Raw genomic sequence first — 23935 nt, 5'->3', positions numbered from 1 at the left:
TTCTGGGGTGTTCCTCGTGCTCCGGAGGTCCTGCAGGACCCCGGGAGCGAGAGGAACACCCCAGAAGAGGGGGAGCTCAGGTCAGCGCTTGACGGGCGTGAGGCCCAGCGACATGCCGGAGAGGCCGCGCTGGCGGCTGGCCAGCCCGTCAGCGATCTTCGTGAGGGCCTGCGCCGCGGGGGAGTCCGGGTCGGCGAGCACGATCGGCGCGCCGGCGTCGCCGGCCTCGCGCAGCCGGGTGTCCAGCGGGATCTGGCCGAGCACCGGCACGCGGGCACCGAGGGTCTTGGTGAGCGCGTCGGAGACCGCCTCGCCACCCCCGGAGCCGAAGATCTCCATGCGCGAGCCGTCGGGCAGGTCCAGCCACGACATGTTCTCGATGACGCCGACGACCTGCTGGTGGGTCTGGGTCGCGATCGCGCCGGCCCGCTCGGCGACCTCGGCGGCGGCCAGCTGCGGCGTGGTGACGATGAGGATCTCGGCGTTCGGCAGCAGCTGCGCGATCGAGATCGCGACGTCGCCGGTGCCCGGGGGCAGGTCGAGCAGGAGGACGTCGAGGTCGCCCCACCAGACGTCGGCGAGGAACTGCTGCAGCGCGCGGTGCAGCATCGGCCCGCGCCACACGACCGGGGTGTTGCCCGGGGTGAACATGCCGATCGAGATGAGCTTCACCCCGAGGGCCTGCGGCGGCATGATCATGCTGTCGACCTGGGTCGGCTTCTCCTCGGTGCCCAGCATCCGCGGCACCGAGTGGCCGTAGATGTCGGCGTCCACGACGCCGACGGCCAGGCCGCGCTTGGCCAGCGCCGCGGCGAGGTTCACCGTGACCGAGGACTTGCCGACGCCGCCCTTGCCGGAGGCGACCGCGTAGACGCGGGTCAGCGAACCTGGCTGGGCGAAGGGGATGACCGGGTCGGCGGCGTCGGTGCCGCGGACGGTCTTGCGCAGTTCGGCGCGCTGCTCGTCGCTCATCACGTCCAGGACCACGGACACACCCGTGACGCCGGCGACGGCGCCGACGGCCTGGGTCACGCGGTTGGTGATCGTCTCGCGCATCGGGCAGCCGGCGACGGTCAGGTAGACCTCGACGCGCACGGAGCCGTCCGCGGCGATCTGGACGTCCTTGACCATGCCCAGCTCGGTGAGCGGGCGGTTGATCTCGGGGTCCTGGACGGTGGCCAGAGCGGCGGTGATGGCGTCGAGCGCCGGCGTGCCGGTCAGGGTGTCGGACATCGGTGCGTCTGTCTCCTTCGACGGGGGACCCGTCCGGCCTCCGGGCCTCGGCGCTTCGTGCGGAGACGGGTCTCCGGCCACTGTACGGCGGCTCTTCTCGAGGGCTCCCGGTCGCGGGGGTGATCTGCTGCTCACGTCGGTGTCATGCTCCGACGCGTGACCGCATCCGAGGAGCCGCAGCCCCCGGCCGAGCCCGCCCCCGAGCGGATCGAGGCGGCCCGGCTGATCCCGGCGACGCCCGGCGAGATCTTCGCCGTGCTGTGCGATCCCCAGGGGCACGTCGACATCGACGCCTCCGGGATGCTCATGGACGCCGAGGGCGAGCCGGTCGCAGCCGTCGGTGACCGGTTCCTCGTGCACATGGACCGGGAGGCGCTCGGGGACCTGCCGATGGGGCGCTACGACGTCGAGGTCGTGATCACCGCGTTCGAGCCCGACCGCGAGATCGCCTGGACCATCGAGGGCACCATCCGGCCGCCGCTCCGGCACGTGTACGGCTACCGGCTCGAGCCGGCCGACGGCGGCACCCGCGTCACCTCGTACTGCGACTGGTCGGACCTGCGCGAGGACTACCGGCCCTTCCTCACCTTCCCGATCGTCCCGGAGAGCGCGCTCAAGGGAACGCTGGGCATCCTCGACCGCACGGTGCGCCGGCGGCGGTCGCGCGGCGGCAGCGGCTCCGTCGGCGGGGGCGCATAACCTCTGCGGACGTGTCCTCGCCCGGCCGTTCCAGCACGCTCCGCGACGCCGTCGGGCTGGGGGCTGCCGTCGGCTTCTACGGGATCGCGTTCGGCGCGGCCGCCGACGCCGCCGGGCTCGACGTCTGGCAGGCCATGACCCTGTCGGCGCTCATGTTCTCCGGCGCCTCGCAGTTCGCGCTGGTCGGCGTCCTCGGTGCCGGGGGGAGCGCGCCGGCCGCGATCGGCAGCGCCCTGCTGCTGGGCACCCGCAACACCGTCTACGGCGTGCGGCTGGCGCCGCTCCTGGCTCCCCGGACCCTGCTCGGCCGGGCGGGTGCGGCGCACTGGGTCATCGACGAGACGACGGCGATGGCCGTGGCCGCCCCCGACCGCGAGCTCGGCCGGCTGGCGTTCTGGGCCACCGGCGCCACGATCTACCTCGGCTGGAACGCGATGACGCTGGTCGGCGCCCTCGGTGCCTCCGGCCTCGGTGGCACCGCTGCGGCGGCGCTGAACGCGGTCGTCCCGGCCGCCTTCCTCGCCCTGTTGTGGCCGCGGCTGACGGCGCGGGGCTCGGCCGAGCCCGCGGCGCAGCGACGGGTCGCCCTCGGCGGAGCGGTGGTGGCGCTGGCCCTGACGCCGTTCGTGCCGGTGGGGGTGCAGGTCATCGCCGCGGTCGTCGCCGTCGCCCTGGCCGGCCGGCCGCGCACCGCGGAGCGGGCGGCATGAGCGGCGACACGCTGTGGGTGGCGGTCGTCGTCGCCTCGGTCGGCTGCTACCTGCTCAAGCTGGCCGGGCTCTCCGTGCCGGCCGCCTGGGTGGAGCAGCCGTGGGTCGCCCGCGTCGTCGACTTCGTGCCCGCCGCGCTCCTGGCCGCGCTGGTCGCCGTCCAGGCCGTGACCACCGACGACCGCATCGTGGTCGACGGCCGGCTGGCGGGCCTGGCCGTGGCCGCACTCGCCCTGGCGCTGCGGGCGCCGTTCATCGTGGTGATCGTCCTGGCCGGGATGACCGGCGCCGGCGTGCACGTGCTGGCCGGCTGACCGCGTGGAGGGGTTCTGGCTGGGCACCGCGCTGGCCACGGTCGCCTGGGCGCCCACGGCGGCATGGTTGCTGGTGCGCCGGTGGGACCGGCTGGACCGCTGGTTCCTCGTCGCCGTCGGCTGGGGTGTCGTCGTCGCGGGCGCGGTGGTGGGTGTCGGGGGCGGTGCCCGGTCCGGGACCGCAGGGGCCGGCGCACCGACCTGGCTGCTCGGCGAGACGCTCGTCTTCTGGATCGGCGTGACGCTGGTCGGCACGCGGCGCCGCACCCCGCGCTGAGTCCGGTCGCCGTGGACGAGCTCGGGTCCCAGAGGCTCAGTCCACCGCAGCCGCAGCCGGTTCGCCGCCACCCGCCGGGAAGCGGCGGCGGGAGGCGTCCTCGTGGGCCAGCCGGCGCAGGGCCAGCAGGACCGGCTCGAGCAGCACGGTGTTGACCACCACGAAGCGGACGGCCTCGGCGAGGGAGTCGGTCGGGACGTCGGCCACGTCCTGCTCGCCGATCCGGCCGGCGGCCTCCGCGTAGCGGTCCAGCAGCTCGTCCGACGGAGGGGCCCCGGCCGCGCGCAGCGCCTCGAGGGCCGCGGCCAGCGCGTGCAGCGCGGGGGAGTCGTCCTCCACCACCCACCCGTGGCGGCGCAGGAGGTCGCGAGCCGGCCCGAGGTCGTGAGGGGCGTCGGCGCCCACCGCGGGCAGGGTGCAGTGGGCGGTGCCCAGCACCTGGTGCATCGACGTCGCGGGGGAGTCCACCGCCTCGAGGACCGTGCGGGCCGTGGCGACCGAGAGGCCACCGGGGCCGAGCAGGGCCCGGACGAGACCGAGCCGCTCGACGTGCTGCTCGCCGTAGCGGGCGCGGGTGGCGCCGGTCAGCTCCCCCGGCGGCAGCAGGCCCTCCCGCAGGTAGTACTTGACGGTCGCCACCGGGACGCCGGACCGGCGGGCCAGTTCCGAGATCTGCACGGAGCCCCCTCGACATTGGATAGTGCCACTGTCTAATCTTGGGTAGTCACACTATCCAACCAGGAGGACGGCATGGCCCGGATCGTCAGGGGTCGCTGGACCCACACGCACGAGGGAGACCTGACCGTCTTCCTGATCGGCATGCGCATCAACCGGTGGTGGCGACCGGATGCCTGGCTGCCGGCACTCGCCGCCATGGGTCCGATGCTGGCCGAGCTCTCGCGGGACCCGGAGTCCGGCTTCCTGGGCTACCGCATGGCCCTGGGCCCGCGTGGCCCGCTGCTCGTCCAGTACTGGCGCCGGACCGAGGACGTGTACCGCTACGCGACCGACTCCGGCGCCCGGCACCGCCCGGCCTGGACCGCGTTCAACCGGCGCGCCCGGAGGGTCCCCGGCGCGGTCGGGGTCTGGCACGAGACCTACGAGGTCGCGCGGGCGGAGACGATCTACGTCGACCTGCCGGTGAGCGGGCTGGCCGCGGCGTCCGGCGCCCGTCCGGTCACCGGCCGGCTGGACCGGGCCGCGGACCGACTGGCCGGCTGAGCCCTGGCGGGCCGTCGAGGTCCGGGCACGACGACGCCCGTCGTGGATCCGCCGGGCTCAGGCGACCGGATCGCGCTTCTTCTTCGCCTTCTTCTCGCGCCGCTCGCCGTCGTCACCGGAGTCCTCGGTCAGCCGGTTCAGCTCGCTCCGGATGAAGTCGCGGGTGGCCAGCTCGCCGACCGCCACGCGCAGCGAGGCGAGCTCTCGGGCCAGGTACTCGGTGTCGGCGCGGGTCGAGGCCGAACGGGCCCGGTCCTCCTCGGCCTGGACACGGTCGCGGTCGGCCTGCCGGTTCTGCGCCAGCAGGATCAGCGGCGCGGCGTAGGCAGCCTGCGTGGAGAAGGCCAGGTTGAGCAGGATGAACGGGTAGGGGTCCCACCGGAGGTTGACCGCGACCACGTTCAGCGTGATCCAGACGACCACGATGATCGTCTGGACGGCCAGGAACCGGCCGGTCCCGAGGAACCGGGCGATCCCCTCGGCGAAGGCGCCGACCGAGTCGGGGTTGAGCCGCAGGAAGCCGGTGAACCGCCGGGGTCCGCCGCTGGGGACGTCGAGGCGTGGCTTCTCAGCCACGACGGGCCCGCTCGCGCCAGTCGTCGGGCAGCAGGTGGTCCAGGACATCGTCGACGCTGACCGCGCCCACGAGCCGGCCCTGGGCGTCGACCACGGGTGCGGCCACCAGGTTGTAGGTGGCGAAGTAGTGGGTCACCTCGGCCAGCGGCGCCTCGGGGCGCAGCGGGTCCAGGTCGTCGAGGATGCCGCTCACCAGGCTGGACGGCGGTTCGCGCAGCAGCCGCTGGATGTGCGCGAGGCCGAGGTAGCGGCCGGTCGGCGTGGCCGACGGGGGGCGGCAGACGTAGACCTGGCTGGCCAGCGACGGCGTGAGCTCGGGCTCGCGCACCCGGGCCAGCGCCTCGGCGATCGTGGCGTCGGGGGAGAGGATCACCGGCTCGCTGGTCATCATCCCGCCGGCGGTGTCCTCGGAGTACTTCAGCAGCTGGCGGACCGACTCCGCCTCGTCGGGCTCCATGAGCTCGAGCAGCCGGTTCCGGTCGACATTGGACAGCTCCGAGAGCAGGTCGGCGGCGTCGTCCGGGTCCATCTCCTCGAGCACGTCGGCGGCGCGGCGCTCCTCGAGGGTGCCCAGGATGGTCACCTGGTCGGCCTCCGGCAGCTCGCCCAGGACGTCGGCCAGGCGCTCGTCGTCCATGGCCTCGGCGACCTCGTGCCGGCGCTTGATCGGCAGCTCCTGCAGCGCGTGGGCCATGTCGGCGGCGTTGAGCTCCCGGTAGGTGGCGATCAGCGTCTCCGCGCCCTGCCCGGTCTGCGGCAGCGCCAGCCCGGCGACCTCGTCCCAGGCCAGGGTGTGCAGCTGTCCGCGGCGGCCCAGCCGGCCGGGCTCCTGGACCGCGAGCTTGGCCAGCTCCCACTCGCCGGTGCGGGTCTGCTCGATGCCGGCGTCGACGACGTGCGCGGGCTTCCCGCCGTCCAGGATGTGCACGGAGCGGTCGAACAGCTCGCCCAGCACCAGGGTCTCGCCGGTGCGCTGCTCGAAGCGCTTGAGGTTGATCGTGCCGGAGGCCAGCATCACCGCGCCGGGATCGATCGCGGTCACCCGGCCCATCGGCACGAAGATGCGGCGGCGGGCGACGACCTCGACGACCAGGCCGAGCACGCGCGGGCACGCGGTGCCCACGCGCAGGGCGACGACGACGTCCCGGACCTTGCCGACGCGGTCGCCGTTGGGGTCGAACACCGTCAGCCCCGCCAGCCGGGAGACGTAGGCCCTGCTCACCGTGGTCACGGGCCCTCCTCGCCGGCGTTCGTGGTCCCCGTGCCCGGGGCTGCTCCGTTCCCTGGGCGCCCTCGCACGCTCGGTCGCCGAGCGAAGGCTACCGTCGGCGGCGTGAACGGCCCGGAGCTGCTGGATTACGAGATCGTCGACGTGTTCGCGCCGCGGGCCTTCGCCGGGAATCCGCTGGCGGTGGTCTACGACGCCGACGCGCTCACCACCGCGCAGTGCCAGGCGCTGGCGAACGAGTTCCACCTCTCCGAGACCTCGTTCCTGTGCGCCCCCACCGCGCCGGGTGCGGACTACCGGGTGCGGATCTTCACCCCCTACGCCGAGCTGCCCTTCGCCGGCCATCCGAGCGTCGGCGCCGCGCACACGCTGGTGCGCGCCGGGCGGCTGCGCGCCGGCACGGTGCGCCAGGAGTGCGGCGCGGGCGTGCTGGACGTGGTCGTCGACGACGACGGCGCGACCCTCTCCGGTGGGACGCCGACCCTGCAGGACGGCCCCACCGCCGAGGAGCTGGCCGCCGCCCTGGGCCTCGATGCGGCCGACGTCTCGGGCGTGCCCGTCGAGGTCGCCGGCTGCGGGCTGCCCTTCGGCTACCTCTCGGTGTGCCCGGACGCCGTCGACCGCGCCGTCCCCGACCCCGCCGCGCTGGGCCGGTTCGCCGTGGGCGAGGGCGTCTCGGTGCTGTCGTGGGACGCCGCGTCGGCCACCGCCTACGCGCGCGTCTTCGCCGCCGACCTGGCCTGGGGCGAGGACCCGGCGACCGGATCGGCGGCTCTCGGCGCCGGCGTCTGGCTGGTGGAGACCGGACTCCTGTCACCAGAGGGGACGTCGTCGTTCACCGTCCGGCAGGGCGAGCACATGGGCCGCCCGTCGGTCCTGGAGTGCACCGTCACCGCGCAGGCGGGCAGGACCGTGGGCGCCACGGTCCGGGGCTCGGTGGTGCCGGTCGCCTCCGGCCGGGTCCGGGTGCCCGGCTGAGCATGTCGCAGAGCGTCGCGCCCACCTCGTCGTGGGCGATGCAGCGTCCGGGCAGCCGCGACGTCGCGCTGATGGGGGTGGCCGTCCTCGGCGTCTCGATGTCGGGGCCGCTCACCGCGCTGGTGGTGGCGCCGGTGCTGGCGGTCGCCTTCTGGCGCAACGCCGTCGGCGCCGCCGTCCTGCTGCCGGTGCTGCTCACCCGGGAGCGCGCGAGCCTGCACGGCCTGACCGCCCGGGACCTGCGCAGCTCGGTCGTCGCCGGGCTCTTCCTGGCCGCGCACTTCGCCGCCTGGCTGCCCAGCCTGACCATGACCACCGTCGCCGCCTCGACCGCGCTGGTCACCACGACCCCCATCTGGACGGCGCTGGCCGCCCGGTTCGCCGGGGTGCGGCTGCCGGCCACGGTGTGGTGGGGGCTGGGGCTGTCGGTCGGGGGCGCCGCCCTGATCGCCGGGGTGGACGTGACGGTGAGCGTCGAGGCGCTGGTCGGTGACGGGCTGGCGGTGCTGGGCGCGATCTTCGCCGGCGGCTACGTGCTGGCCGGCGCGCGCGCCCGGGAGCGGTTGTCGACGTCGGCCTACGCCGTCGTCGCGTACTCCGTCTGCGCGGCGGCCATCGCCGTGGGGGCGCTGGTCGCCGACGTACCGCTGGGCGGGCTGAGCACCCGCGACTGGCTGCTCATCGGGGGGATCACCGTCTGCGCCCAGTTGCTCGGGCACACGCTGCTCAACCTGGTGCTCTCGACGGTCGGCCCGACGATGGTCAGCCTGGTCATCTTGCTGGAGGTGCCGGGGGCGACGCTCGTCGCGCTGGTCCTCCTGCAGCAGGCGCCGCCGCTGCTCGCGCTGCCCGGGATGGTCGCCGTCGTCGCGGGGGTCGCCCTCGTGGTGCGCGGCAGCCGGCCCACGACGCTGGTCGAACCCGCGACCTGAGCGCCCGTTTCCCCGCGATCATCGAGTTGAGGCCAGGGACACGGCACGACGCGCCGCCGGGGCCGGCAACAACTCGATGATCAACTGCGGGTGAGCGGGGGGAAAACACCGTCGTTACGCTCCCCGCAACCGAATCGTCGACTCGCAATCTGCGGAGGCACTGTGGCCGAGCTCCGATCACGTCGTTCCAACCTGGCCGTTCCCGGCAGCAACCCCCGGTTCCTCGAGAAGGCCAAGGGCCTGCCCGCGGACCAGGTCTTCCTCGACCTCGAGGACGCGTGCGCGCCGCTGGCCAAGCCCGGCGCCCGCAAGAACATCGTCGCGGCCCTGAACGAGGGCGGCTGGGGCGACAAGATCCGCACCGTCCGGGTCAACGACTGGACGACGGAGTGGACCTTCCAGGACGTGCTCGAGGTGGTCGGCGGCGCCGGCGCCAACCTCGACGCCATCATGCTGCCGAAGGTGCAGGACGCCGCGCAGGTCAAGGCGCTGGACATGCTGCTCACCCAGATCGAGAAGGCCAACGGCCTGGAGATCGGGAAGATCGGCATCGAGGCGCAGATCGAGACCGCGCAGGGCCTGATCAACGTCAACGACATCGCGTTCGCCAGCGACCGCATCGAGACGATCATCTTCGGCCCCGCCGACTTCATGGCCTCGATCAACATGAAGTCGCTGGTCGTCGGCGCCCTGCACCCCGACTACCCGGGCGACCCGTTCCACTACATCCTCATGCAGATCCTCATGGCCGCCCGCGCCCGTGGCGTCCAGGCGATCGACGGCCCCTTCCTGCAGGTGCGCGACGTGCCCGCGTTCGAGGAGGTCGCCAAGCGCTCGGCGATGCTCGGCTTCGACGGCAAGTGGGTGCTGCACCCCGGCCAGATCGACGCCGCCAACGAGATCTACGCGCCGTCGCAGGAGGACTACGACCACGCCGAGCTCATCCTCGACGCCTACGACTGGGCGACGTCGGAGGCCGGTGGCAAGAAGGGCTCGGCGATGCTGGGCGACGAGATGATCGACGAGGCCAGCCGCAAGATGGCCCTGGTCATCGCCGGCAAGGGCCGCGCCGCCGGGCTGTCCCGGACGTCGACCTTCACGCCGCCCGAGAGCTGACCCAGCACTCGTTCCGCACGCTCGACGGCCGCCCGGTGCACCCGGGCGGCCGTCGTCGTCCTAGGGCGCGAAGCCCCCGTCGGCCAGCGCGATCAGGGCGATCAGCCAGACGACGATCAGCAGGACGAAGAAGGCGGTCGCGATGCCGCCGATGATGATGCCGGCGAGCGCGAGACCGGCGCCGTCCTCGTGGGTCCGGCGGATCTGCCGCCGCGCGATGATGCCGGTGACCAGCCCGGCCGGCGCGAAGACGAACGCCAGCACCAGCGAGAGGATCGCCAGGGAGTTGGTCGGCCGGCCGTAGGGATGGCCGTAGGCCGGCTGCCCGTAGGCCGGCTGCCCGTACTGGCCCTGGCCGTACTGGTCCTGCCCGTACGGCGGCTGCCCGTACTGGCCCTGGCCGTACTGGTCCTGCCCGTGCCGCGTCTCGTCGTACTGGGGCGGGCCGAAGCCGGGCTGGCCGTATCCGGGCTGCCCCGGCGGCTGTTCGCCCGGGTAGCGGCCGCCGTCGTGCGGGGACGCCGTGCCGTCGTCGGGAGTGCTCATCAGATCTCCTCCTGCTCGTCGGCGAGGGCGGTCGCGCTACTCCACCACGGTCAGCGGCTCACCCGCAGGGAGGGCGCGCGGGCGACCACGCGGCGGGCGCCCGGAGCGGGTGGCACATACTTCCCGCTGACTATGGACACCGGAGTCCCCGGAGGAGACCGATGACCCGCTTGGCCCAGACCGCGGACCTGACCGACATCCAGCGCGAGATCCTGTCGACGGTTCGGAGCTTCGTCGACCGCGAGATCATCCCGCACGCGCAGGAGCTCGAGCACGGCGACATCTACCCGCAGGAGATCGTCGACGGGCTCAAGGAGCTCGGCATCTTCGGCCTGATGATCCCCGAGGAGTACGGCGGCCTCGGGGAGTCCCTGCTCACCTACGCCCTCGTGGTGGAGGAGATCGCCCGCGGCTGGATGAGCGTCTCCGGCGTCATCAACACCCACTTCATCGTGGCCTACCTGCTGCGCCAGCACGGCACGCAGGAGCAGAAGGACCACTACCTCCCGCGCATGGCGACCGGCGAGGTGCGCGGCGCCTTCTCGATGTCCGAGCCGGGCCTGGGCTCCGACGTCGCCGCCATCCGCACCAAGGCGACGAAGAACGCCGACGGCGACTACACGATCAACGGCCAGAAGATGTGGCTGACCAACGGTGGCAGCTCCACCCTGGTCGCGGCCCTGGTGCGCACCGACGAGGGCGCGGAGAAGGCCCACGAGAACCTGACGACCTTCCTGGTCGAGAAGCCGGCCGGCTTCGGCGAGGTCGTGCCCGGCATCACCATCCCCGGCAAGATCGCGAAGATGGGCTACAAGGGCGTCGACACCACCGAGCTGGTGTTCGACGGCTACCAGGCCAAGGCCTCCGACATCCTCGGCGGCGTCCCCGGCAAGGGCTTCGCGCACATGATGGACGGCGTCGAGGTCGGCCGGGTCAACGTGGCCGCCCGCGCCTGCGGCATCTCGATCCGCGCCTTCGAGCTCGCGATCGCCTACGCCCAGCAGCGGGAGACGTTCGGCAAGCCGATCGCCCAGCACCAGGCGATCGCCTTCCAGCTCGCCGAGATGGCGATCAAGGTCGAGGCCGCCCACCTGATGATGGTCAACGCCGCCCGGCTCAAGGACGCCGGCAAGCGCAGCGACGTCGAGTCGGGCATGGCCAAGACGCTGGCCAGCGAGTACTGCGCGGAGGTGACCACGCAGTCCTTCCGCATCCACGGCGGCTACGGGTACTCCAAGGAGTACGAGATCGAGCGGCTCATGCGCGAGGCGCCCTTCCTGCTCATCGGCGAGGGCACCAGCGAGATCCAGAAGACGATCATCAGCCGCGGTCTGCTCCGGGAGTACAAGCTCAAGGGCTGACCCACCGTCGCACGCCAGAGGCCCAGGACCGCGCCGGTCCTGGGCCTCTGGCGTCCAACGGTCGGATGTCCGGTCCCCGGGGCGGTGGTGTAGTCAGGTTCCATGCGCGCAGCCGGAGTGACCGAGTTCGGCGGGCCCGAGGCCCTGCACATCGTGGACGTCGAGCCCGAGCCCCTGGGCCCCGGTCAGGTACGCCTGCGCGTGCAGGCCGCGACGGTGAACCCCACCGACACCTACGCACGGTCGGGCGTCTATGCCGGGCGCGACCCGGTGAAGACCCCGCCGTGGGTGCCCGGCATGGACGTCGCCGGCGTGGTCGCCGAGCTGGGGGAGGGGGTCGACCACCTCGCCGTCGGTGACCTCGCGATGGGCGTCGTCGTCCCGTTCGGCCCGTACGGCGCGTACCGGGAGGACAAGGTGCTGCCGGGCGACTCCGTCGTCCGGGCGCCGCGGGGCGTGGACGCCGTGGCTGCCGCCACGCTGCCGATGAACGGGCTCACCGCCCACCTGTCGCTGGACCTCATGGGGCTCACGCCGGGTCAGGTGCTCGCGGTGACCGGGGCGGCCGGCTCGTACGGCGGCTACGTGGTGCAGCTGGCCAAGGTCGCAGGGCTGACCGTGATCGCCGACGCCTCCGAGGCCGACGAGCAGCTGGTGCGCGACCTGGGCGCCGACGTCGTCGTCCGCCGGGGGGACGACGTCGCCGACCGCATCCGGGAGCACTACCCGGAGGGGGTGGACGGGCTGGCCGACGGCTCGGTGCAGGACGAGCTCGTGCTGCCCGCGGTGAAGGACGGCGGCGCGGTGGCCACGGTGCGCGGGTACCGCGGCGACGGGCAGCGCGGTCTGCGGGTGTTCCCGACCCTGGTGCGCAAGGTCGCGGAGGACCGGGCGGCGCTGGACCGGCTGCGTCAGCTGGTGGAGGAGGGCGCGGTGACCCTGCGGGTGGCGCGCACCTTCCCCGCCGAGGAGGCCGCCGAGGCGCACCGGCTGCTCGAGGCCGGCGGCATCCGCGGCCGGCTGGTCCTGACCTTCTAGGGCGTCAGGCCCGGCGGGCGGCGGTCGGCAGCCAGACGGCCAGCCCCATGAGCAGCATGGCCAGTGGCACGTGGACGACGATCGCCGCCCGCGTGCCGTCGATGGCCATGCCCAGCAGCAGCTCGGCGACCAGGAGGAGGAACAGCAGCGTCGTCCCGACGAGCACGGGCTTGTTGTCGCGGAGCCAGACGAAGGCCGCGACGGTGGCGAGCAGGGCGAGCGCGACGGTCGCCTCTCCGCCGTGCTGGTGCACGCTCGCCCAGGTGCCGTAGTCGTCGGAGCCGCCGAGGAACATCCCGGCCCAGACGCCCTGCAGCAGGACACCGAGCGAGGCGAGCCCCACCAGGGCGCTGTGTGCGGGGTGCGCGCGGCGGGCCGTGGTGGTGGCGGTGGCGTCGGCCATGGTCGATCTCCTCGGTCGGTGGACGGCGCGGGAGAGTCTGCCGGGTGGCATCGACGGCCCGGCTCCGGCTCTCCGGACGACCCGCCTCCCGGTGCGAGGTGTAAACCGCGGGAGGATGAGCCGTGCCCGATTCCCCGTCCACCGACCATCGGGCCGGCCAGAAGGCGTTCCCGGGGCTGCGGCAGCGGGCCATGATGCTGCTGCCGGTCGTGCTGCCGCTGATGATCTACGCCCTCGTCCGCATCGGGGACTCCTCGCGCGCCGGCCTCGCGATCGCCGGTGCCCTGCTCGCAGCCGTCGCCGTCGGCACGCTGCTGGTGGCACGCCGGCGCGGCACGGAGGAGCTCGACGGCTGAGCTGCCCCGGTGTGGCCTCCGGATGTGACCCGTGCCATGGTCGGCGGGTGAACGGTGCACAGGCTCTCATCCGGACATTGGTCGACGCGGGCGTGGACGTCTGCTTCTCCAACCCAGGCACTTCCGAGATGCACTTCGTCGCGGCGCTGGACGACGTGCCGGAGATGCGCGGTGTGCTGACCCTCTTCGAGGGCGTCGCCACCGGAGCGGCCGACGGGTACGCGCGCATGGCGGGGCGGCCGGCGGCGACGCTCCTGCACCTGGGCCCCGGGATGGGCAACGGGCTGGCCAATCTGCACAACGCCCGGCGCGGCAGGGCGCCGCTGGTCAACGTCGTCGGTGACCACGCCCGCTCGCACAAGCGCCTGGACGCCCCGCTCGAGTCCGACATCGACGCCATCGCCGGCACGGTCTCCGCCTGGGTCCGGCGGTCCCTGTCCCCGGCCGACGTGGCCGGCGACGCCGCCGAAGCGGTCGCGGCGGCGAAGAAGAACGGCGTGGCCACGCTGATCCTGCCGGCCGACGTGTCGTGGGAGGACGGCGCCGAGCCCGCCGTGCCGCTGAACGTCCGGCCCCGGCCGCACGTCGCTCCCTCGCTCGTCGAGAGCATCGGCAAGGTCGTCGGCTCGGGCGAGCCGACGGTGCTCTTCCTGGGCGGTGACGTCATGGCGTCGCCCGAGGGTCAGCTGGCCGCTGCGCGGGTGGCCGCCGGCACCGGCGTGCGGCTGGTGGCCGAGACCTTCCCCGCCCGCACCGCCCGCGGGGCCGGGCTGCCGGACCTGCACCGGCTGCCCTACCCGCCGGAGATGGCGATGGCGGCGCTGAAGGGCACCAGGCACCTGGTCCTGGCCGGCACCACGGCGCCGGTGCACTTCTTCGGCTACCCCGGCCTGCCCGGGCACCCGGTGCCGGACGACTGCACGGTGCACGTGCTCAGCGTTCCCGGGGAGAACGGCGTCGCCGCGCTGGAGGCGCTGGCCGAGCTGGCGGCTCCCGGCGCCGAGCCGCAGGTGATGGAGCGGGAGACCCCCGAGCTGCCGACGGGGCCGTTGAACCCGCGGACGATGGCGGCCGTGGTCGGCGCGCTGCTGCCGGAGGACGCGATCGTCGTCGACGAGGCGCTCACCTCGGGCGCGGGCCTCACGGAGATGACCTCGGCCGGTCCGCGGCACGATTGGCTGTCGCTGACCGGCGGCGCGATCGGCGACGGGCTGCCCATGGCGCTCGGCGCGGCCGTGGCCTGTCCCGACCGGCCGGTGATCGGCATCCAGGCCGACGGCAGCGCGATGTACACGATCTCGGCGCTGTGGAGCTACGCCCGCGAGCAGGCGAACATCACCACGATCATCTGCGACAACGGCTCGTACGCGATCCTCGAGCACGAACTGACCCGGGTGGGTGCCGCCAGCGACGGCGAGCGGGCGCGCAAGCTGCTCGACCTCACCGGGCCGGCGCTGGACTTCGTCTCGATCGCGCAGGGCATGGGGGTGCCGGCGTCCCGGGCGTCGACCGCGGAGGAACTGGCCGAGCAGGTGCGCTCCGCCCTCGCGGAGCCCGGCCCGCACGTCGTCGTCGCCACCCTGCGGTAGTCGAGCACCGGGCGGCGCACTCGCGTGCGCCGCCCGTCGCCCAGCGGCTCAGTGCTTCTTGCTGCCGTGCGTCAGGTTGTCCATCTGCGAGGACGTGCTGGCCGCGGCCTTCTTGTCGGCGCGCTTCTCCTTGATGGACCTGCCGCCGGCCTTCTTGGTCATCGACTGTCGCGGGGACTTGTCACCCATGGCGTGCGCTCCGCTCGTCGGGAGCCTGGACGGCTCCGTGGAGCGACGGGATTCGCCTGATCGGTGGCCGCGCGGATCGAGCCTGTGCGGACCGGCCGGTTTCTCTACGATCCCCGCGTGCCCGTCAGCCCGCCAGGAGCGTCGTTCGCCGAACGCCTCCGCACCCTGCGTGAACGCGCTGGGCTGACCCAGGAGGAGCTGGCCGAGCGCTCGGGCCTGACCCCGCACGCGATCAGCGCCCTGGAGCGGGGCGTGCGCAGCCGCCCCTATCCGCACACCGTCCGGGCGCTCAGCGACGGGCTGGGTCTCACCGACGGCGAGCAGGTCACCCTGCGGGCCGCCGTCCCGCGGCGTGCCCGGGGCCCGGCCGACGACGTCGTCGCCCCGGCTCCGTCGGGGCTGGTGCCGAGCGCGCTCCCCGTGCCGCCCAGCTCGCTGATCGGGCGCGAGGCAGAGGTGGCGGAGCTGACCGCCCGGCTCGCCGCGGCGGACGCGCGCATCGTCACGCTCACCGGCATCGGCGGGGTGGGCAAGTCCCGGCTCGCGGTCGAGGTGGCGGCCCGCGCAGCAGCCGCGTTCCCCGACGGAGTCGCCTGGGTGCCCCTTGCCGCGGTCACCGACCCGACGCTGGTGATCCCGGCCGTCGGCCGGGGCGTCGGGCTGCCCGGCGCGGAGGGCATGGACACCCTCGCGGCGGTCGCCGGTGCGCTGCAGCACGCCCGCCTGCTGCTCGTCGTGGACAACTGCGAGCACCTGCTCGACGCGGTGCCCGAGCTGGGGGAGCTGCTGGAGCGGTGTCCCGGGGTGGTGCTGCTGGCGACGAGCCGCGCGGCCCTGCGGCTGCGCGGCGAGCAGGAGCACCCGGTGCAGCCACTGGCCGTGCCCCGGCGGTCGGCGCGTGCGCAGGAGGTGGCCGGCTCGCCGGCCGGCGCACTGTTCCTCGCCAGGGCGCGCGCGGTGGCGCCGGCCTTCGAGCTCGACGAGGGCAACGCCGCCTCCGTGGCGCAGGTGTGCGCGCGGTTGGCCGGCATCCCCCTGGCCGTGGAGCTGGCCGCGGCCAAGGTCCGGCTGCTCAGCCCGGCGCTGCTGCTCACCCGGCTGGACGCCGCGATGGCCGGCGGTGGTCAGCGCGACCTGCCGTCCCGCCAGCGCACGCTCACGGCGACCCTCGACTGGAGCTACGAGCTGCTCGGCGACGACGAGCGCACGCTCCTGCGGCGGCTCGGTGCGTTCACCGGCGGCTTCGACCTCGATGCGGTCGAGGCGGTGGCAGGTGGCGGCGAGCGGGACGTGCTGTCGAGCCTGGCGGTCCTCGTCGAGCACTCGCTGGTGGTGGTGCACCCGGGTGGGCGCTACGGCCTGCTGGAGCCGGTCGCCCAGTACGCGCGGTCGCTGCTGCAGGATCCGGAGCGGGACCTCGTGCACCGTGCGCACGCCCGGCACTACCTCGCACTGGCCGAGCGGGCCCACGACGGCTACGCCTGCGCCGACCAGCTCTCCTGGCTGGCGCGGCTGGAGCAGGACGAGGACAACGCGGCGCTCGCGGTCGAGCGCTCGCTGGCCCGGGGCGACCTGCGGACCGCGGCGCACCTGTGCTGGGAGCTGCAGCGCTTCTGGTGGTTCCGCCAGCGGGTGCCGTTCGGGCGCCGGCTGACCGAGCGGGTGGTCGCCGCCGCGGCCGACCGGCTCGCGGCCGAGCCGGGCGCGGCCGCCGCCGGCGACCTCGCCGTCGCCGCCAACGCCGCGGGGTGCCTGGCCCTGGCGCACGACGATCCCGCGGCCGCCGGGCGGCACTGGCAGGTGGCCGTCGACGACGGCCGGTCGGTGGGGGACGTCGACGTCGTCGCCCACGCGTCCTCCGGCCTGGCACTGGTGGCGATGATCCAGGGCGACCTGGCCGCGGCCGCGGAACACCTGGACGTCGCCGACGAGGCCGCCGCCCGGGGCAGCCGCCCGTGCTGCGCGTGGCTGCTGTCGATGTGCGCGATCTGGCGCGGGACGCTGCTGCGCGCCGCGGGCGACGAGGCGGGCGCCGCCCGGCACACCGAGCGCGGTCTGGCCAGCGCCCGGGAGCGTGGCGACCGGCTCGCCCTGTCGATGGCGCTGGCCGGTCTCGGGCACGGGGCGCTGCAGGCGGGGGACCTCCCCGAGGCCCGCCGCCGGCTGGAGGCGGGCCTCGAGCTCTCGTACGAGGTCGGCGACGTCCTGAACGTCGCGCACTTCGCGCAGAGCATCGCGGTCGTCGAGGTGGCGGCCGGGGAGCACGAGCGCGCCGCGGTGCTCGCCGGTGCCGCCGACGCCCTGCTGGAGGTCTCCGGCTCGCAGGGCGGCAGCTACCGGCTGCTGAGCCAGCAGACCCTCGACCAGGCCTGCCGGGAGGCGCGCCGGGCGCTCGGCGCCGACGCCTACGACGACGCGGCCGACCGGGGGCGGGCGCTCGAGCTCCACGAGCTGCGCGAGCGCATCGTCCCCCGGGCGGGGCGGCTCCGCGTGGTCGAGCAGCGGCGCGCCGGGGCCTGACGAACGCGACCCCCGGCACCGTGAGGTGCCGGGGGCCGCGCGCTCACGGGGTCACCGCACGTCCACCACCGTGACCCTGCCGCCGGTGCGGCAGCCGTCCTGCCCGGCCTGCAGCAGGGTGTCGCGCTGCGCCCGGTAGATGAACACCGCCGTGCCGTCCGGCCCGGTCGGTGCGGAACCCACGACCGTCCACGGCCGCTGGCCCTGCACCTGCCCGGTGAGCACCGCGCGCAGCCAGTCGAGGACGCTCGTGGTGGTCAGCGCCCGGAGCGTCACCGGAGCACCCGGCGCGCCGGACACGGTCACCGTCAGGGTCGTGCCCTTCCGGACCTTGCCGTCCGGCGAGACGTCCAGGGTGACCGGCGTGCACGCCGGCGGCCCGTCCGGCCGGGTCGGGGCGGTGACGGTCCGCACGGCGTCGGTGCCGATCGCCACCCCGCCGTGGTCGACGACGGTCCCCGGCACGGTCACCGTGAGCACCTGCCCGGAGCCGAACGGCGTCGTCGGCACGAAGCGGAAGGTGCGGGCCAGCGCGACGCCCTCGGGCGACTGCTCCTCACCGACCGCCGTCACCGTGCCGGCCACGGCCTGCGTGCCGGCGGCCACCGAGAGCTCCGCCCGGACCGACTCGCTGCTCATCCACTGGTCGAAGGCGATCTCCACCGCGCCGTCGGGCGTGGCGGTCGCGCCGGTGAGGGCCGGGGCCGCCAGCCGGTGCAGGTCGATGTCGACGCCGTAGTGCTCGGGCAGCACCTGCAGGGCCTCGCTGTGGGCGGTCCGGTAGCCCTCCTTCTCGTAGCGGACCATCCACCAGCCCTGCGGCACGTCCCACCCGTAGGTGCCCTCCACCGAGGTGGACTGCGGGTTCGTCTGGCCGAAGGCCTCGGCGTCCCAGACCGTCCACGGTCCCTCCGGCGACGGGCCGCTGAGCACCGTGGCCGTCACGCCCTCCAGCCGCTGACTGCCGAGTGCCTCGTACACGTAGCCGCTGGGGTCGAAGATCCAGGTCGGCTTCGCCACCGGCCACGCCCCCGGCTTGTACTCCTTGGGCACGAACTTCACCCGCGGGTCGCAGCTCTTCATGTCGACGGCCTTGACCCGCTCCACGGCCCGGTCCACGAACTGCTGGCCCATCCACTTGACGCCTGCTCCGATGACCTGGTTGATCACGAAGTTGATGGCGCCGGCGGCCTTGGGCTGCTCGCCGTTCACGTCGGCGACCCAGCTGCCTTCGGCGACGGCCATCCAGGCCATCGCGTTCAGCGCCAGCTTGTGCATGACCAGGGTGGCCTTGGCGTCGTCGATGTAGCCCTGGAGCTCCTCGCCGATCTCGGGCTGGCAGGCGCGGATGTTGAGGTCCACGTGGTCCTGCAGCCGGTCGAGGACCGGGTTGTCCGCCCCGTTGCGGGACACCTGGAGCAGGTCGAACAGCGCCTTCCCGAGCCCGAACAGCTTGGTCAGCCGCTTGAACTCGGTCTCCTGCGCCAGGGTCGCGGCAGCCGACAGGCCGGCCGGGTTGCCCTCCAGCCAGGACACCGCGACGTCGGAGGAGATCACGAGCGCCGCGTCCTCGCCGGTGCCCTGGATGCGGACGTCGAGGTTCCGCATCGGCGCCCCGACCGCCGCCGTCAGCGCCTGGTCCAGCTCGCTGGGATCCCCGAGCACCCGGCTCTCGCCGAGGCTGGACCGGACGGTCATCGGGGCGTCCTGGTTGGTCCACCGGCCGGTGAACTCCTCGGGCCCCTCGACCTCGAACACCGGGTCCTCGGGCTGGTTGAAGGGGTGCGGCACGGCGGCCACCAGCTCCTCCAGGCTCGGCCGCAGCTTCGGGTCGTTGCTCACCGGCCGGGCGTCGACCGAGTAACCGAGGGCGATCTCGCCCACGTCCTCCGCCGACATCGGGCCGAAGGTGGCCGAGCAGGCGGTCGCCGTGCAGGTGCCCTCCTTCTCCTGCGTGCCGATGTAAGCGGTGAAGCCCCGCACCCTGGTGGCGTCCTCGAACCGGGCAGTGAGCGTCGTGGGCGCTCCCGGCACGTAGACCAGGGTCGGTGCCGCGTTGCCGCTGCGCGGGTCCCAGGTCACGGCGCGGCCACGGGCATCGGCGACCGAGTTGTCGAGCGTGATCGAGACCGGCCGGACGTCGTCGCGCGACCAGCGCACGAACAGCGGCTCCGACAGCGACTCGACCGTTCCGCCGTCGACCGCCGCGGTGGTGACGGCGACCAGTCGGTACGTCGTCCCCTCCAGCGGGGTGACCAGGTCGACGGGGGCCGACCAGCGGCCGCCCTCACCGGCGACGGCCTCGGCCAGCACCCGGCCGGCGTCGTCGCGGACCGCGACGGGCGTACCCGCCGGAGCCCGGCCGCGCGCGGTGAAGACGCCGGCCGTGTCGCTCGGCCCCTCGAGGGTCACCCGGCGCACCTGCACCGACGACGGCGGCAGGTCCAGCACCGCGCCGTCGGCCATCCGCAGGGAGATCGGCGCCGACAGCCGGCCGTCCAGCACGTCGGCGTCCACCGTCAGGGGAACGCGCACCGTGGTGGCACCCCGACCGGACAGCGGGACGACGACGGTGCCGTCGGTGACCGTCGACGCGGCCGGGGAGCCGTCGATCGTCGCGGTGCGGGGCTGCGCGCTGGTGCCGTCGGGCACCCGCACCTGCAGCTGCGACCGCGTGACGTCCGACGCCGGCAGCACGATCCGGACGACGGCCAGCGCGCCGGGCATCACCGGGTCGGGCAGCGACTGCACGGTGACGTCGGCCGGGGCCGCCGCAGCCGCGGAGAGGGTGACCTGCCCGAGGTCGGCCGTGGTGCCGGCCTCGACGACGACGTCGCTGGTGCCGCGGCGTCCGGTGCTGTCGCTCCAGGTGATCGTGTACAGCCCGGCCGATGCGAACGACAGCACGGGGGCCGAGCCGTTGCCGGAGCGGCTGCCGGTGTACTGGACACCGCCACCGGCGACGGTCCGGTAGATCGCCGCCGACCACGAGGAGACGGGGGCGCCGTTCTCGTCCACCAGCTCGGCGCGGGCCGAGCCGACCTGCGCCAGCTCCAGCGTGATGTCCACGTCGAGGTCCTCGCCGAGGACGATGCTGGTGCAGCCCTGCGGCAGGTGGGCCTGCCGTCCGTCGGCACAGAGCTCCACCCGGTCACCGGCGACGCCCTCGTAGGGCACCGTCGGCGCCATGGTGCGGCCCTGCATCGTCGTGCCCGACCCCATCCGCAGCGTCGCGTGGAAGTGGGACGCGGTGCGCCAGTCCAGCGGCTGCTCGATCCGCTCCCCGTCGGGGCTGACCACGACCAGGTGCGGCTGCACCCGGTAGGTGGGCGTGCGCGGCAGGTCGATCGTCAGGGCGCCGCGACGGTCGGCCGCGAGCTCCACCGGCTTGGCGGCCGCGGCGTGGAAGTCCGCCGTCGCCGACAGGGTGCCGGCCCCGGCGAGGCCCACGAGGACGGCCGTCCCGTCGGCCCCGGTGGTCGCCGTGGTGGTGAACGTGCGCTCGTCGGCGGTCTGCACGAGCTTCACCGCCGCGGCGCCGACCGGCTTCCCGGCCCCGGTCACGGAGACGTCGGCCGTCGCGGGCACCAGCTGCTCCAGCGCCATCTCGACGGTGGACCGGCCGGCGCCGGAGTCGACGGTCGTCCGCGGCTGGACGATGCGCAGCGACTGGTCGTCGAAGCGGTAGGCCAGCGTCAGCTGCGCGTGGCCGGGCAGCCCCGGGATCGTCGTCGTCGGCGTCGTGGCGCCCATCCGGCGCTGGACCAGGAGGGTGCCCTGGTCGTCGCGCACGGTCAGCGTGCCCGAGGGGACGGGCACGCCGGTGGGAGCGGCGAGGGTGACGTCGAGCTGGGCGGCCCGGACGGGCGTCAGCGAGATGTCGACCTTCGTCGCCGCGGCCACGGTGAGCAGCGACCGCGAGGCCACGATCTCGCCGTCACCGGCGACCAGCTGGATGCCCCACGTGCCGGGGGAGAGCGGCACGCTCACCTGCCCGGGCGCGGTGACGGGCAGCTCCTGCCGTCCCTTCGGTCCGGAGAGGACGGCCTTCAGAGCGCCCAGGTCGTCGGGGGACGCGCCGATCGCCAGGTCGAGCTGCCCGCTGACCGGGGCGACGGTCACGCCCTTGGTCAGGGTGCGGGTGCCGTCGGTGAGGACGACCTCGGCCCAGCCGACGGCGGGGAGCGTGCCGTCCAGCCGGTAGGGGGCGGCGGCGTAGCTGCCGCGAGCCGTCTCCGTCATGGGCAGCACGACCTGCGGTGCGCCGGTGTGCGCCGACGACGGCCAGATCCGCACCTCGGCGGCCAGCCCCGGCTCGCCGGTGGCGGTGACCAGCAGGTCGCTGCCGAGCACGAGCGCCGCGCCGTCGGCGGTGCGGGGAGCGACGGCGGTGACGCCGGTGACGCCCTCGCTGACCGTGGTGGCCGAGGCCTCCTGGGTCCACGGCCGCTCCGGCCAGCCACCCTCGAGGACGGCGGTGACGCGGAACGCGTAGGTGGTGCGCGGCGACAGGCCGGTCACCGTGTACTCGCCGGCCTCGCCCTCGTCGCGGGTGCCGCCCTGGGTCCAGGCGGTCTCCTCGGTGGGGGAGAGCTGCCGGTACTCGACGCGGTAGAAGTCCAACGGCGCCGAGTCCGGCATCGCCGGCCAGGTGACGCGCACGGAGCCGACGGTCTCCTCGTCGACGGTCGTCGCCGGGGACTCCGGCAGGTCGGTGCGCTCGACGGTCCGGGTGGCCCAGGGGCGGGTCGAGCCGTCCGCGAGCACCAGGTCGACGCGGTAGTCGTACCAGGTGAGGGCGTCCAGGCCGGCGTCACGCAGCTCGGTGGTGCCGGCGGGCACGTCGCCCACGGCCTCCCAGGGGGAGGTGTCGCCCAGCGAGCCGTCGGCCTGCTGGCCGCCGCGGGCGCGGTGCACCCGGTAGCCGGTGACGCCGGCGTCGCTGCTGGCCTCCCAGGTCAGCTGCAGCGCGTCGTGGGCGGCGCGCTCGACGGTGAGCTCCGCGCTGTTGCGGGTGCTGGCCGTCAGGGCCGGGGTGGTGTTGCCGCTGGTGTCCACCGCGCGCACGCCGTACTCGACCAGGTAGGCGCCGGTGTGGTCGTCCCGCAGCGGCACGTCGTGGGTGGTCCGGTCGCCGCCGACGGTGGCGAGGACGGCGCCGTCGGCGGTGATCTCGTAGCCGCGCACCTGCCGGTCGTCGGTGGCCGCGGGCCAGCTGAGCCGCACGGTGGTCCGGTCCAGCGGCTCGGCGGTCAGCCGGGCGTCGGCGGGCCACACCGGGGCGACGGTGTCGGGCGCCTCGCCGGCGCGGACGGCGACGAAGGCCTTCTCGTCGAGCCAGGTCGCGACGACCGAGCCGTCGTGCGAGGGGATCGGGTGGAAGGCCGACCAGCCCAGGACCGGCATCTCGCCGGAACCGTCGTCCTCCGAGAAGCCCTCGGAGAAGCCGGCGACGAGGGCGGCCGTGCCGTCGGCCAGGTCGACGGCCCAGACGGCGGCGGGCTCGGACGTGCTGTCCTCGTACATCCGCTCGTCGTAGACGACGGTGCTGCCGTCGCCGGACAGCTGCGGCCGGTGCACCACGCCGGTGCCGGCGGTGGGCACGGTGGTGCGGGGTGCGCCTTCGGTGCGCAGGTCCGCGACGAGCAGCGCGCCCTCGGGGCCGACGTAGGCGACGGAGTCGCCCGTGGCGTCCAGGGACGGCGGGTCGGTGACGTGGTCGGGCAGGGTGGCGATGGGCTCGAGGGTGTCGGCGTCGGCGACGACCAGGACGCTGTCCCAGGTGGGGTTCTCCCACTCGTCCGGCGGTCCCTCGACGTTCTCGACCCACGCCACGGTGGTGCCGTCGTCGCTGAGCTCGACGGCGAACGTCGGATTGGGCACGGGCCGGCTGACGGTCACGGAACCGCCCTCCAGGTCGACGATCTCGACCCGTCCGGGCACCTCGGACCACTCGTCGACGATGAGCACCGCGGCGCGGGTGCCGTCGGCGGACACGTCGGCGACTTGCGCCTCCATGCGCTCGGCCTCGGCGGAGCGGGGGATGCGGGTGGTGGTGCCGGTGGCGAGGTCGGTCACCAGCGCCTCGCGCGCGACGTCGGTGGTGCCCTCGACGACCTGGTCGTCCCGGGTGGTCCAGACGACGGTGGAGCCGTCCGCGGAGAGAGCGGCGGTGTCCACGCCCATCCACGACCCGGGCTCGCCGGGCCGGCCCGGCGCCGTGTCGACGACGGTGTAGGCGCCGGTGGTGCGGTCGACCACGAACAGCGCGGGCTGGAAGGGCCGGTCGCCGTTGACGTAGCCCTTGTAGAGGGCGTGCCGGCCGTCGGCGCTCAGGTCGAGCACCCGGCCGTCGACGTACCCGTCCTCGTCGGGGAAGCCGCCGCTGAGCTGGGTCAGGGCGAAGGCCGGCGGGGCCGCGCTCGGTGGTGGGGGAGGAGCGGCCAGCGCCACGACGGGCGCCGACGCGCTGATCAGCCCGGCCGTCACGGCGACGACCACTGCTGACTGCGGGATTTTCACTCGGATCTCCGGAGTGCGAGGTGTGGGGACCTCGCGGGGGAGCGGGTCCCGGCGTCGCAGGGACGTGCGGCGCCGGATCGAGAGTCGTGGCGGGAAGGCGCCGGAACCACGGGCAGCACTCGCACAC

General features: G+C 74.3%; 21 protein-coding genes. 13 read left to right on the top strand and 8 right to left on the bottom strand.

The window, feature by feature from the left end; all coding sequences use genetic code 11:
- Positions 1-81 precede the first annotated feature (81 nt).
- Positions 82-1233: an Mrp/NBP35 family ATP-binding protein gene (locus ACI793_RS03560; RefSeq protein WP_456604983.1), complete on the bottom strand. Its 1152-nt coding sequence runs from the start codon at positions 1231-1233 to the stop codon at positions 82-84.
- A 156-nt stretch (positions 1234-1389) separates the two neighbouring features.
- On the opposite strand from ACI793_RS03560, the gene ACI793_RS03555 reads away from it, so the two are divergent.
- From ACI793_RS03555 to ACI793_RS03540, 4 genes are read left to right on the top strand one after another with little or no spacing between them, the layout of a single operon-like run.
- Positions 1390-1932: an SRPBCC family protein gene (locus tag ACI793_RS03555; RefSeq protein WP_456604982.1), complete on the top strand. Its 543-nt coding sequence runs from the start codon at positions 1390-1392 to the stop codon at positions 1930-1932.
- A gap of 11 nt (positions 1933-1943) precedes the next feature.
- Positions 1944-2642, top strand: a complete 699-nt coding sequence (locus ACI793_RS03550) for an AzlC family ABC transporter permease (RefSeq protein ID WP_456604981.1) — start codon at positions 1944-1946, stop codon at positions 2640-2642.
- The gene (locus tag ACI793_RS03545) at positions 2639-2956 is read left to right on the top strand and encodes an AzlD domain-containing protein (protein WP_456604980.1); all 318 of its coding nucleotides are present in this window, start codon (positions 2639-2641) and stop codon (positions 2954-2956) included. Before ACI793_RS03550 ends, ACI793_RS03545 begins: the two co-directional genes overlap by 4 nt.
- A gap of 4 nt (positions 2957-2960) precedes the next feature.
- Positions 2961-3233, top strand: a complete 273-nt coding sequence (locus ACI793_RS03540) for a hypothetical protein (protein WP_456604979.1) — start codon at positions 2961-2963, stop codon at positions 3231-3233.
- A 36-nt stretch (positions 3234-3269) separates the two neighbouring features.
- On the opposite strand, the gene ACI793_RS03535 is transcribed toward ACI793_RS03540, so the two are convergent.
- Complete coding sequence (locus tag ACI793_RS03535; RefSeq protein WP_456604978.1) at positions 3270-3911, bottom strand: MerR family transcriptional regulator; 642 nt, start codon at positions 3909-3911, stop codon at positions 3270-3272.
- 72 nt (positions 3912-3983) lie between these two features.
- Here ACI793_RS03535 and ACI793_RS03530 point away from each other — a divergent pair, with 72 nt between their 5' ends.
- Entirely contained in the window at positions 3984-4454 is a 471-nt protein-coding gene (locus ACI793_RS03530) for a DUF4188 domain-containing protein (protein ID WP_456604977.1), read from the top strand.
- A gap of 57 nt (positions 4455-4511) precedes the next feature.
- On the opposite strand, the gene ACI793_RS03525 is transcribed toward ACI793_RS03530, so the two are convergent.
- Positions 4512-5030, bottom strand: a complete 519-nt coding sequence (locus ACI793_RS03525; RefSeq protein WP_456604976.1) for a DUF1003 domain-containing protein — start codon at positions 5028-5030, stop codon at positions 4512-4514.
- The gene (locus ACI793_RS03520) at positions 5023-6261 is read right to left on the bottom strand and encodes a magnesium transporter MgtE N-terminal domain-containing protein (protein WP_456604975.1); all 1239 of its coding nucleotides are present in this window, start codon (positions 6259-6261) and stop codon (positions 5023-5025) included. The genes ACI793_RS03525 and ACI793_RS03520 overlap by 8 nt, the downstream gene beginning before the upstream one ends.
- Before the next feature lie 102 nt (positions 6262-6363).
- Between ACI793_RS03520 and ACI793_RS03515 the strand changes: the two genes are divergently transcribed.
- From ACI793_RS03515 to ACI793_RS03505, 3 genes are all read left to right on the top strand, one after another.
- On the top strand, positions 6364-7236 hold the full coding sequence (locus ACI793_RS03515; protein WP_456604974.1) for a PhzF family phenazine biosynthesis protein: 873 nt from the start codon (positions 6364-6366) through the stop codon (positions 7234-7236).
- Positions 7237-7238: 2 nt separating this feature from the next.
- Entirely contained in the window at positions 7239-8168 is a 930-nt protein-coding gene (locus tag ACI793_RS03510) for a DMT family transporter (RefSeq protein ID WP_456604973.1), read from the top strand.
- A 162-nt stretch (positions 8169-8330) separates the two neighbouring features.
- A complete protein-coding gene (locus ACI793_RS03505) occupies positions 8331-9284 on the top strand; it encodes an HpcH/HpaI aldolase/citrate lyase family protein (RefSeq protein WP_456604972.1) in 954 nt (317 codons plus the stop codon).
- Positions 9285-9344: 60 nt separating this feature from the next.
- Here the strand turns inward: ACI793_RS03505 and ACI793_RS03500 are convergent, their stop codons facing one another.
- Positions 9345-9830, bottom strand: a complete 486-nt coding sequence (locus ACI793_RS03500; protein WP_456604971.1) for a DUF4190 domain-containing protein — start codon at positions 9828-9830, stop codon at positions 9345-9347.
- 161 nt (positions 9831-9991) lie between these two features.
- Between ACI793_RS03500 and ACI793_RS03495 the strand changes: the two genes are divergently transcribed.
- On the top strand, positions 9992-11191 hold the full coding sequence (locus ACI793_RS03495; RefSeq protein WP_456604970.1) for an acyl-CoA dehydrogenase family protein: 1200 nt from the start codon (positions 9992-9994) through the stop codon (positions 11189-11191).
- A gap of 102 nt (positions 11192-11293) precedes the next feature.
- On the top strand, positions 11294-12229 hold the full coding sequence (locus ACI793_RS03490; protein ID WP_456604969.1) for a quinone oxidoreductase family protein: 936 nt from the start codon (positions 11294-11296) through the stop codon (positions 12227-12229).
- A gap of 4 nt (positions 12230-12233) precedes the next feature.
- Here ACI793_RS03490 and ACI793_RS03485 read toward each other — a convergent pair whose 3' ends face one another.
- On the bottom strand, positions 12234-12632 hold the full coding sequence (locus tag ACI793_RS03485) for a hypothetical protein (protein ID WP_456604968.1): 399 nt from the start codon (positions 12630-12632) through the stop codon (positions 12234-12236).
- 122 nt (positions 12633-12754) lie between these two features.
- On the opposite strand from ACI793_RS03485, the gene ACI793_RS03480 reads away from it, so the two are divergent.
- On the top strand, positions 12755-12988 hold the full coding sequence (locus ACI793_RS03480; RefSeq protein ID WP_456604967.1) for a hypothetical protein: 234 nt from the start codon (positions 12755-12757) through the stop codon (positions 12986-12988).
- Positions 12989-13035: 47 nt separating this feature from the next.
- A complete protein-coding gene (locus ACI793_RS03475; protein ID WP_456604966.1) occupies positions 13036-14577 on the top strand; it encodes an acetolactate synthase large subunit in 1542 nt (513 codons plus the stop codon).
- A 48-nt stretch (positions 14578-14625) separates the two neighbouring features.
- Here the strand turns inward: ACI793_RS03475 and ACI793_RS03470 are convergent, their stop codons facing one another.
- Entirely contained in the window at positions 14626-14766 is a 141-nt protein-coding gene (locus ACI793_RS03470) for a hypothetical protein (RefSeq protein WP_456604965.1), read from the bottom strand.
- Positions 14767-14883: 117 nt separating this feature from the next.
- Between ACI793_RS03470 and ACI793_RS03465 the strand changes: the two genes are divergently transcribed.
- On the top strand, positions 14884-17286 hold the full coding sequence (locus ACI793_RS03465; RefSeq protein WP_456604964.1) for an ATP-binding protein: 2403 nt from the start codon (positions 14884-14886) through the stop codon (positions 17284-17286).
- 51 nt (positions 17287-17337) lie between these two features.
- On the opposite strand, the gene ACI793_RS03460 is transcribed toward ACI793_RS03465, so the two are convergent.
- Complete coding sequence (locus tag ACI793_RS03460) at positions 17338-23808, bottom strand: fibronectin type III domain-containing protein (protein ID WP_456604963.1); 6471 nt, start codon at positions 23806-23808, stop codon at positions 17338-17340.
- Positions 23809-23935 lie beyond the last annotated feature (127 nt).

The sequence above is a fragment of the Blastococcus sp. SYSU DS0617 genome, from assembly GCF_054051075.1.
The sequence above is the reverse complement of the archived record's forward strand: the minus strand, read 5'-3'. Positions and strand labels throughout refer to the sequence as shown.

Excerpts from the sequence above, each read along its gene's own strand:
- ACI793_RS03485 (WP_456604968.1), bottom strand. The coding sequence starts at position 12,632 with ATGGCCGACGCCACCGCCACCACCACGGCCCGCCGCGCGCACCCCGCA.
- ACI793_RS03560 (WP_456604983.1), bottom strand. The coding sequence starts at position 1,233 with ATGTCCGACACCCTGACCGGCACGCCGGCGCTCGACGCCATCACCGCC.
- ACI793_RS03545 (WP_456604980.1), top strand. The coding sequence starts at position 2,639 with ATGAGCGGCGACACGCTGTGGGTGGCGGTCGTCGTCGCCTCGGTCGGC.
- ACI793_RS03495 (WP_456604970.1), top strand. The coding sequence starts at position 9,992 with ATGACCCGCTTGGCCCAGACCGCGGACCTGACCGACATCCAGCGCGAG.
- ACI793_RS03530 (WP_456604977.1), top strand. The coding sequence starts at position 3,984 with ATGGCCCGGATCGTCAGGGGTCGCTGGACCCACACGCACGAGGGAGAC.
- ACI793_RS03500 (WP_456604971.1), bottom strand. The coding sequence starts at position 9,830 with ATGAGCACTCCCGACGACGGCACGGCGTCCCCGCACGACGGCGGCCGC.
- ACI793_RS03470 (WP_456604965.1), bottom strand. The coding sequence starts at position 14,766 with ATGGGTGACAAGTCCCCGCGACAGTCGATGACCAAGAAGGCCGGCGGC.
- ACI793_RS03510 (WP_456604973.1), top strand. The coding sequence starts at position 7,239 with ATGTCGCAGAGCGTCGCGCCCACCTCGTCGTGGGCGATGCAGCGTCCG.
- ACI793_RS03490 (WP_456604969.1), top strand. The coding sequence starts at position 11,294 with ATGCGCGCAGCCGGAGTGACCGAGTTCGGCGGGCCCGAGGCCCTGCAC.